An 8,980-nucleotide genomic window follows, 5' to 3' on the forward strand; every position below is an offset into this window, starting at 1 on the left:
CGTAATCCGATGGATTGGACGAAAAAAGGGGGCTTTCGCCCCCCCCCTTTTGCCTTGTGACAAACGACCTGCGTTGCCAACGATTCAGTTGCCGGTCTGCATGTGTTGCGCGACTTCCTGCATTAGCGCCATCTGGCTGTTGAACGGCGTCTTGCCGGGTTTGCGACGCACGTAGCTGCCGTCCGGACGCATCAACCAGGCGGCCGTGTTGTCGCGCAAGTGAACCATGAGTCCCTCGCGGATCACGCGGGCCTTCAAACGCTTGTCGCGCACGGGGAAGGCGACTTCCACACGGCGGAAGAAGTTGCGTTCCATCCAGTCGGCGCTGGAAAGCATGACTTGCTCGTCGCCATGCGCATAGAAGTAATAGATGCGATGGTGCTCGAGAAAGCGCCCGACAATCGAGCGAACGGTAATGTTCTCCGATAGTCCCGGTACTCCGGCGCGCAGCGCACAAACACCGCGCACGATCAGATCGATCTTCACGCCGGCGCGCGACGCCTTATAAAGTTCCGCAATGATCGTGGGTTCGAGCAACGCATTCATTTTCGCGATAATGCGCGCCTTCTTGCCAGCTGCCGCCGCTTCCGTTTCGCGACGGATCGCCTCGAGCAGATGCGTGTGCATGGTGAACGGCGACTGCCACAGCGCGTGCAGGTGCGTCTGGCGGCCAATGCCGGTCAACTGCTGGAAGACGACGTGCACGTCGGCGCACAGGGCCTCGTCAGCCGTCATCAGGCCGAAATCCGTGTACAGGCGGGCCGTGCGGGGGTGGTAGTTGCCGGTGCCGAGGTGGGCATAACGCTTGAGGAACGTTTTCTTGCCGAGGCGGGTGCGTCGCACCACGAGCAGCATCTTCGCGTGGCACTTGTGGCCAACCACACCATACACGACGTGAGCACCGACGGCCTCGAGACGTGCGGCCCAGTTGATGTTCGTCTGCTCGTCGAAGCGTGCGAGCAATTCCACCACCACCGTGACTTCCTTGCCGTTGCGCGCCGCTTCCATGAGGGCGTCCATCAACGAGGATTCGTTGCCGGTGCGATAGATCGTTTGCTTGATCGCCACGACATCGGGGTCGCGTGCGGCTTGCAGCAGCAGTTCGAGCACGGGCTGGAAGCTGTCGTACGGGTGGTGCAGCAGCAGATCGCCCTGATCGATGAGATCGAAAATCGCAGGCGACGCACTCATGCGCTTTGGCAGCGCCGGCACAAACGGTACGAACTTCAGGTCGGGGCGGTCGACCATCTCGGGCAATGGCATCAGGCGCACGAGATTGACCGGACCTTTCACGCGGTAGCAATCCGAGTCGGACAGACCGCACTCGGTCTGGAGGCGTCGCACGAGTCGTGCCGGGGCGCCGGCATCGACTTCGAGGCGTACGGCATCGCCAAGGTGGCGGGCTGGGAGTTCACCTTGCAGCGCGGTGCGCAGGTTGGTGATTTCGTCTTCGTCGACGAACAGATCGCTGTTACGCGTGACACGAAACTGGTGGCAGCCCTTGGCTGTGAGTCCCGGGAACAGTTCGCTGGCGAAGCGCAGCATGAGCGAGCTGAGCAGCACGAAGCTGTTGGGCAGCGGGGCGAGTGCCGGCGGCATGGGCACCAGTCGGGGCAGGGCGCGCGGGGCCTGAACGATGGCGAGTTCGGCGTCGCGGCCGAAGGCGTCCTTGCCTTCGAGTTCGACGGCGAAGTTCAGGCTCTTGTTGAGTACGCGAGGGAACGGGTGCGCCGGATCGAGCCCGATGGGCGTGAGAACCGGCACCAGTTCGCGCAGAAAGTAGTCGCGGGCCCACTCAACCTGGGCGTCGTTCCACTGTCCGGAGGGGTGAAAGGCGATACCCTCGGCCTCCAGGCGGGGCAGCAGACTGTCGAACATGGCGTACTGCTTTTCGACGAGTGCCTGTGCCCGGGCGCAGACTTGCGTGTAAACTTGCTGAAACGTCATGCCGTCGGGCGTGAGCATGCCCGGATTCTCGCGCATCTGCTCCTTCAGTCCGGCGACGCGGATCTCGAAGAATTCATCCATATTGCTACTCACGATACAGACGAAGCGCAAACGCTCTAATAATGGCGTGGCCGGATCGGCCGCCTGGGCAAGCACACGTTCGTTAAACGCAAGGATGCCCAGCTCGCGATTGAGCAGCGGGTAATTCATAGTCGACGTGCGAAAGACATGGGATTGGCGTGAATTCTTCATCCGTATTGTTACAGTTATATGACATTCACATTTGTCAACGACGTGTCATATTCGATTTGTAACTTATTCGTCATTTATTTGTCGAGTGGACGTCATGCTTCTAATGTGAAGCATCGTGCACTTCGACACTCTTCGCTCAGGCGTATCCCTACATGAGTACCCCATCGCCCTTGCTTGCGGCCGTCGATCTCGGCTCGAACAGCTTTCGCCTGATCATCGGCCGCGTGGAGGAGACATCCGCCGGCACGCAGATCTATCAGGTCGATGCACTGCGCGAGCCGGTCCGGCTTGCGGCGGGTCTGAACGCAGAGAAGTACCTGGACCATCCTTCGCAGCAGCGTGGCTGGGAGGTACTCAAGCGTTTCGGAGAGCGCCTGCGCGGATTTCATCCCGATCAGGTGCGCGCCGTCGCCACGAATACATTGCGCGTTGCAAAGAACGCGCAGGACTTTCTTGGTGAAGCACAACGCGCGCTCGGGTTTCCTATCGAAGTGATTGCCGGTCGGGAAGAAGCACGTTTGATCTATGCCGGTGCGGCGCACTCGGTGCCCACGTGCCCGGGCAACCGGCTGGTCGTGGACATTGGCGGCGGCTCGACGGAGTTCATTATCGGGCAAGATTACGAGCCGTTGATCATGGAGAGCCTATATATTGGCTGCGTGAGTCATAGCCGTTTGTTTTTCCCGAGCGGCAATGTCGACGACTACGCGATGAAGCAAGCCGAATTGGCGGCTCGACGGGAAATTCAGATCATTTCGGCGGCGTTTCGCGACGCCGGCTGGTCGCAGGCGATCGGCTCGTCCGGTACGGCGCGCGCATTGGCCGAACTGCTCGAAGCCAACGGCTTCAACGACGGCGGTGTGCACGGCCTCACCCGGGGCGGTCTGGAGCGGCTCAAACGGGCGCTTATCAAGGCTGAGAACGCCAATCGTCTCAAGCTCGCAGGGCTCAAGCAGGATCGCATTCCGGTGCTGCCGGGCGGCCTGTCGATCATGCTGTCCGTGTTCAATGAACTCGAAGTCGATCATATGGAGACGACCGACGCGGCACTCCGGCTTGGCGTGATGTACGACCTGTTGGGACGTACGCAGCATCAGGACATGCGCGCAGTGACCGTGGAGCAGTTCGTGCGCCGTTACGGTGTGGATCGCGCACAGGCCGAGCGTGTCGGTAATCTGGCGATTTCGCTGTACCGTCAGTTGCCGGTCGAAGTGGCCGAGGGGGATCAGGGTGACGGTCGCGAGGAAGGCGAGGCGTTGCTCAATTGGTCGTCGTCGCTGCACGAAATGGGTCTGTCGATTTCGCATAGCGCGTATCACAAGCATTCGGCCTATATCGGCAGCAATGCGGATATGCCGGGTTTTTCGCGTCCCGATCAGGCACGGCTGGCGGAATTGTTGCTCGGACATGTGGGCAAGCTGGGCAAGCTTGCGTCACAGGCGCAGCAGGTCGATTGGCAGTTGCTCTTCTGTCTGCGGCTGGCGGTGTTGTTTTGTCGTCGCCGTACCGACGCGCTGCCGGACAGCATCGAGGTCGAACGTCTTGACGACGGCTTTCAGGTTACGGTGCCGCGTGCGTGGATCGATGCCAATCCGCTTACCGATTACAGCCTGCAACGCGAAGCGCAGGAGTGGGAGAAGATCGGTATGCGTTACAAGGTTGTGTACGCCTGAAGTGTTGCGGATCGTATCGCCCGTTGTGTTCCGAAGGGCGGTGAGGCGAGGAAGCGGCGACAGCAAAAGAGAAAAAGCCCGGCAGATGCCGGGCTTTTTTTGTCCTTTTCGGGGGACGAAAGACTTGGGGGAATTGCCTGTCAGGCTTGTTTTAGCTTGTTCACGAGTTCCGGGCCGAGGAAGTGGCGCGCGTAGCGCGGATTCATGTCGGCAAGGCGGAATAGCGTGAGGAAGTCGGCGGTGTTGAAGTCGGGGTCCCATGCCGGGGCGCCGCAGATGCGGGCGCCGAGGCGCAGATATCCCTTGACGAGTGCGGGCGGCTCGACGTCGAGGGTCGATTGCAGCTCGTTGACCGGCAGGGCGATGCGCGGCACGGCGTGGTATTCCGACGGGGCCATCGCAGTGTCTTGCAACTTGCGATAGAGGCTGGCGGCGTAGTGGCCGCCATCGGCCATTGGCACGCTGGCGCAACCGAGCATCGTCTCGAGGCCATTGCGCAGCATGTATTCGGCCAACCCGCTCCAGAGCGCCATGATGACCGCGCCGCTACGGTAATCCTCGTGCACGCATGAGCGGCCGGTCTCGAGCATCTTCGGGCGCAGATGATCGAGTCGCGAGAGATCGAATTCCCCTTCGGAGTACAGACGACCCAGGCGTTTGGCCTGAGACGGGGGCAATACGCGATAGGTGCCGACGACTTTGAGCGAGTCCTGATCGCGCACGATCAGGTGGTCGCAATATTGGTCGTATTCGTCGACGTCCAGGCCTGCGGGGCCTTTGACCGACGCTCCCATTTCTTCTGCGAAGACCTGATACCTCAGGCGTTGGGCTTCCCGAAGCTCGCTTTCGTCGCGTGCCCACGCCACAGCCAGATTCGGTTTGACAGGCGTTTCAGGGCGAGGAAGACGCCTCCGCGACGTGGGGGTCAGCGAAGAGAGCGGCATAGTGGGGTTCGGCAGGTCGCGCATAAAGGCCCTTTTTTTGACGGTCGCGTTGCGACGTACTTTAAAAAGCATCAATGTCGATTCCGTGAACGGTAGGCGACAATTCTATGACAAAACTCGCAATGTCATGAGTCAGGTCCCGCTTCTGATACCTTTCAAAGCCCGGTACATGCGGGTTTGCGCAGGGTCTTCCGATGATGCCGGGCGGTCGTTCAAAGCAGATCGGGATTGACGACGGCTCGCACGACGACCTGGCTTTCGTCTTCGCGGCGGCGTGAAGAGAGCCACCAGATGCCGGCCTTCTTGATCGTCCAATAGGCTTCCTGACCACTTAGCAGCAGGGCGGCAAGTTGGCCGAGGGCGGGTTGATGACCCACGACGACGACGGTCTGATTCGTGCCGGGCCAGTCGATGGCGCCCAGCAGGGTCATGGCGTTTGCACCGGGAGCGAGATCGCGCACGATGCGCGGGGCGGGGGTGAGTGCCTGGGCGGTCTGAACGGCGCGCACGGCGGGGCTGGAGAGAATGATGGCGTCTTCGGGCAGATGGGCACGCAGCCATTGGGCGGCTTTGTCGGCCTGCTTGCGGCCGCGCTCGGTGAGTTCGCGCGCCAGATCGGCTTGAGCACTGAGGGCGAGGGAGGCTGGCAGGTTTTCAGCGTCGGCGTGACGCCAGAGAATCAAGTTCATTGACACGGGTTCGGACATGGAGAACCTCCCACTATGGCGGGGTTTCGTGGCGGTGGCGTGACTGCGGGGAGAACCCCCGAGGAGTCCCATTGTGCCAGCCGCCGCTGGGAAAGTACCTTTGTCGCGTGTGACTATTTGACGCGGCGGGCAGAACCCACTAGAATCTCACCTCTTTAGTCGGAGCGTAGCGCAGCCTGGTAGCGCATCTGATTTGGGATCAGAGGGTCGTAGGTTCGAATCCTATCGCTCCGACCAGCAGGATCAAAGGGGTTACAAGATTTTTCTTGTAACCCCTTTTTGCTTTTTGTCCCGGGGTAGGTGCGGGCGTGCCCGTACCACTTCGCGTTGCCGGCCGAGCGGCAGCGTGTGTGCGCAATGTCTCGCAATGCCTATTTCGCCAGATCAAGGCTGGCGGACGCGGAGTCCTGCCTGTCGTCGCACGTGCCGGGCACCGATGCGAGTGTTGCCAACTTAGCCCGATCGAGAAGGTCGCCCCCGCGCTGTGGGCACGCTTGAGCGAAGCGGAACGGCTCGCGCTGCGGCCGAGGGCCGATAGCCGTGGCCGTTTGGCGGGTGGCAGGCGATTGCCGCCATCGTTGCGACGCGTCTGCCACCGGATTGTCACAATACTTGCATGTTGGACTGCTACGGTTCGAGTCGATTTTGACGATATGCGCAAGCTCGTCGTTTCCGAAACCCCATGATCGATATGTAGACAATGACGAGCAACCCGGCGTCGCTATGGGTGCTAATGCTGGCCGGGTGCACCGTGTGTCTGGGTTTTTCGGGCGTCACGCCATCCGCGCTTGCCCAACTCGCGCCATCGCGGGGCAAGGCGCCGACCGAGGCAGCAGGCGCTGCAGTCTCTCGCGCGAACGCGCCGGCAGTGGCCGCTCGCGGCATTCCCGACGACGAGCCACGCTTCGAATTCGACATCCCCGCACAGCCGCTTGCCGCCGCCATTGACCGGTTTGCCGCCATTTCACGTCAACCGGTGGTGTTTCTCGACGAACTGGTGGACGGACGCCTGTCCGCTGCCATCCACGGACAATACGACGCTTTGTCGGCGTTGCGCATCATGCTCGTGGGCACCGGACTCGCTGTCGACGATGTGAGCGGGCGTCAGAGCTCACCGGGCGGTGTGCGTGCCTTCGTGCTCTCCAGAGTCGCCGGCACCACGGACGACGCCGCGCCGCTCGCGTCTGCGCCTAGTCCATTGTTTGACGGTCTGGTGCAGTCAGGGGTCTGGTCGGCGCTGTGCAATAACCCGTCAACGGAGCCGGGCGGCTATCGCGCACTGCTGCAGTTTCAAGTCGACGGCGGTGGCCGGATCCGTTATGTCCGGCTGCTTGGCTCGACCGGCGACCGCTACCGCGACGCAGCGATCGTGGCGACGCTCACGGCCATTGATGTCGGTCAGGCGCCGCCGCCCGGGCTGGCGCAACCGTTGACGCTCATGATCGTGCCCCGCGACGCCTTGTCGCAGTGGCTGACCTGCCAGGGAGGGCGCCGCCATGGCTGACGACGTGCCCCAGGGGTTGCGCAACTTCCTGCTCACGCGCTATGACGATCTCAGGCTAAGACTGCGGCGGGCGCTCGGCAGCGACGATCTGGCCGACGACGCGTTGCACGATACGTGGCTGCGCCTGCAACGAGGCGACGTGGCCGGTCCGATCCACAACCCGCAGGCTTACGTCATGCGCATGGCGGTCAACTTCGCGCTCGAAATTCGCCGTGGCCGCAGTCAGTTGTTGTCGTCAGACGATGTGGAGACATTGCTCGAACTCGTGCCCGATACCGCGCCGGGGCCCGAGCGCGTCGCCGAAGATCGTTCGCAATTGCAGGCGCTGGGCGAGATTCTGGGTAACATGCCCGCGCGCCGTCGCGAGATTCTGATTCTGGTGCGCTGGGAGGGCTGGGCGCAGCGCGACGTGGCCAAACGCTTTGGCATTTCGGTGCGAACCGTGGAATACGAACTCAAGACCGCCCAGGACTATTGCGCGGCCCGTCTGGCGCGACGCAACCGGAGCGAACGATGACGCAGACAACAAATTGTTGCGGGATCCGCGGCGCGGTAACCATCTGGATAGTAAGGGGCCGTTGCATGACGTACGGACGCGATGTCGCTCCGATGGCCGTCGCCGCCCGAGGCAATGTGAACTGACATGCTGAATTTTCCCGACTCCCGCGTCGAGCCGGACCTGCCCGATCCGCTCCGGCAGGACGCGCACGCATGGCTCGCGCGCCTAACCTCCGGTGCGGCGACGCAGGACGACGCCGCCGCCTTCCAGCGCTGGTGCGCCACGAGTCCCAGGCATCGGCAGGCCTTCGAAGAGGCGCGCGACCAGTGGCGCCTGCTGCAACCGGCCGTGGGGGGGCTGCTGGCAAGCCGTCCGGAGGTTGCCGAGCATCACCGCCGCACGCTGCGCGAACCACGGGTCGGACGACGCGCGTTTCTCGGCACAGCACTCGGTGCGGTCGCCGCAACGGGCGTCGCGCTGATCCATCCACCGTTCGACCTATGGACGCCCGTCGGGGAATGGCGCGCCGACTACCGCACGGCCGTGGGCGAGCAACGCACGGTGACGCTGGCCGATCAGGTGAGGGTCACGATGAACACGCGCACCAGCGTGCGCCGTTTGGCATCGGGCGGGCAGACCGTCGGCCTCGACCTGCTCGGCGGCGAGGCGGCGTTCGACGTGCTCTCGGCCGATCGGGCCTTCGACGTGGTGGCCGGCGCAGGACGCAGCGTGGCGGACAGCGGCCGGTTCGAAGTGCGCTATCTGGACGGCAACGCGTGCGTGACTTGCCTGCGCGGGCGCGTCAGGGTCGAGCACCCCGGCGGCACGCGCACGCTGCTCGCCAGCCAGCAGGCGAAGTACGACGACCGCTTGGTGAGCGTCGCCACCACGGTCGATGCCGCCGATGTGTCCGCTTGGCGGCGCGGCGAACTCGTCTTCAAGCGCGCACCGCTTGCCGACGTGATAACGGAAATCAATCGCTACCGGCAGGGGCGCGTCGTGTTGATGTCGTCGAGTGAGGCCGACAAGACGCTCAGCGCGCGCTTCCAGTTGGGGGCGCTGGATGTGGCGCTGGTGCAGATCCAGCGCTCGTTCGGCCTGAGCGCCAGATCGCTGCCCGGTGGCGTCGTCGTGTTGAGCTGATGCGGCGTGTGCGCATCTGCTATGTGTTTGTTGAGGACTGCAAGGCAATTTCCCGACGTCATAAAAAAATAATTCGGGATTCCGTGGGGTATCGACCATCTAGAAGGTGACGAGTCCCCGTGTCGCTGGCGCGCGCTGCCGCCTCGACGGTGGGCTCACTTCGGATACGGCTGCTCGCCAGGTTTGAGTGGCCGTCGGCATTGACTCAACCACCGGGCAGGAACCAGAAATGAGCACATGCGGGCAGACGGGCGCGGCGATCGCGACGATCACGACAAGCATTCGGTCGCAACGCAAATGCACGATACCTC

Annotated in this window: 7 protein-coding genes and 1 tRNA gene; 5 read left to right on the forward strand and 3 right to left on the reverse strand. The window is 62.7% G+C overall.

What is annotated here, in order from left to right; all coding sequences use genetic code 11:
* Positions 1-84: 84 nt before the first annotated feature.
* The gene (gene ppk1, locus AT395_RS08865; protein ID WP_042112083.1) at positions 85-2,199 is read right to left on the reverse strand and encodes a polyphosphate kinase 1; all 2,115 of its coding nucleotides are present in this window, start codon (positions 2,197-2,199) and stop codon (positions 85-87) included.
* A 152-nt stretch (positions 2,200-2,351) separates the two neighbouring features.
* On the opposite strand from ppk1, the gene ppx reads away from it, so the two are divergent.
* Positions 2,352-3,872, forward strand: coding sequence for an exopolyphosphatase (gene ppx, locus AT395_RS08870; protein WP_042112081.1), 1,521 nt, complete (start codon positions 2,352-2,354; stop codon positions 3,870-3,872).
* 140 nt (positions 3,873-4,012) lie between these two features.
* Here the strand turns inward: ppx and AT395_RS08875 are convergent, their stop codons facing one another.
* Complete coding sequence (locus tag AT395_RS08875; protein ID WP_042112079.1) at positions 4,013-4,840, reverse strand: GNAT family N-acetyltransferase; 828 nt, start codon at positions 4,838-4,840, stop codon at positions 4,013-4,015.
* Between the two features lie 188 nt (positions 4,841-5,028).
* Positions 5,029-5,505 (reverse strand): SixA phosphatase family protein, encoded by a 477-nt coding sequence (locus AT395_RS08880; protein WP_042117034.1) that lies wholly within the window; start codon positions 5,503-5,505, stop codon positions 5,029-5,031.
* 178 nt (positions 5,506-5,683) lie between these two features.
* Here AT395_RS08880 and AT395_RS08885 point away from each other — a divergent pair.
* The 4 genes from AT395_RS08885 to AT395_RS08900 all read left to right on the forward strand — a co-directional run bounded on the left by AT395_RS08885 (position 5,684) and on the right by AT395_RS08900 (position 8,669).
* Positions 5,684-5,760, forward strand: a tRNA-Pro gene (locus AT395_RS08885).
* A gap of 463 nt (positions 5,761-6,223) precedes the next feature.
* Positions 6,224-7,027, forward strand: coding sequence for a hypothetical protein (locus AT395_RS08890; protein ID WP_048627553.1), 804 nt, complete (start codon positions 6,224-6,226; stop codon positions 7,025-7,027).
* Complete coding sequence (locus AT395_RS08895; protein ID WP_042112078.1) at positions 7,020-7,544, forward strand: RNA polymerase sigma factor; 525 nt, start codon at positions 7,020-7,022, stop codon at positions 7,542-7,544. Before AT395_RS08890 ends, AT395_RS08895 begins: the two co-directional genes overlap by 8 nt.
* Positions 7,545-7,670: 126 nt before the next feature.
* On the forward strand, positions 7,671-8,669 hold the full coding sequence (locus AT395_RS08900) for a FecR family protein (protein ID WP_048627552.1): 999 nt from the start codon (positions 7,671-7,673) through the stop codon (positions 8,667-8,669).
* Positions 8,670-8,980: the final 311 nt, after the last annotated feature.

Origin of the sequence: Pandoraea apista, assembly GCF_001465595.2 — a bacterium.
Lineage (GTDB): Bacteria > Pseudomonadota > Gammaproteobacteria > Burkholderiales > Burkholderiaceae > Pandoraea > Pandoraea apista.

What these genes read in the sequence shown, in the direction of transcription:
- AT395_RS08880 (WP_042117034.1), bottom strand. Translation starts at nt 5,505, where the DNA reads ATGAACTTGATTCTCTGGCGTCACGCCGACGCTGAAAACCTGCCAGCC.
- AT395_RS08900 (WP_048627552.1), top strand. Translation starts at nt 7,671, where the DNA reads ATGCTGAATTTTCCCGACTCCCGCGTCGAGCCGGACCTGCCCGATCCG.
- AT395_RS08895 (WP_042112078.1), top strand. Translation starts at nt 7,020, where the DNA reads ATGGCTGACGACGTGCCCCAGGGGTTGCGCAACTTCCTGCTCACGCGC.
- ppx (WP_042112081.1), top strand. Translation starts at nt 2,352, where the DNA reads ATGAGTACCCCATCGCCCTTGCTTGCGGCCGTCGATCTCGGCTCGAAC.
- AT395_RS08875 (WP_042112079.1), bottom strand. Translation starts at nt 4,840, where the DNA reads ATGCGCGACCTGCCGAACCCCACTATGCCGCTCTCTTCGCTGACCCCC.
- AT395_RS08890 (WP_048627553.1), top strand. Translation starts at nt 6,224, where the DNA reads ATGACGAGCAACCCGGCGTCGCTATGGGTGCTAATGCTGGCCGGGTGC.
- ppk1 (WP_042112083.1), bottom strand. Translation starts at nt 2,199, where the DNA reads ATGAAGAATTCACGCCAATCCCATGTCTTTCGCACGTCGACTATGAAT.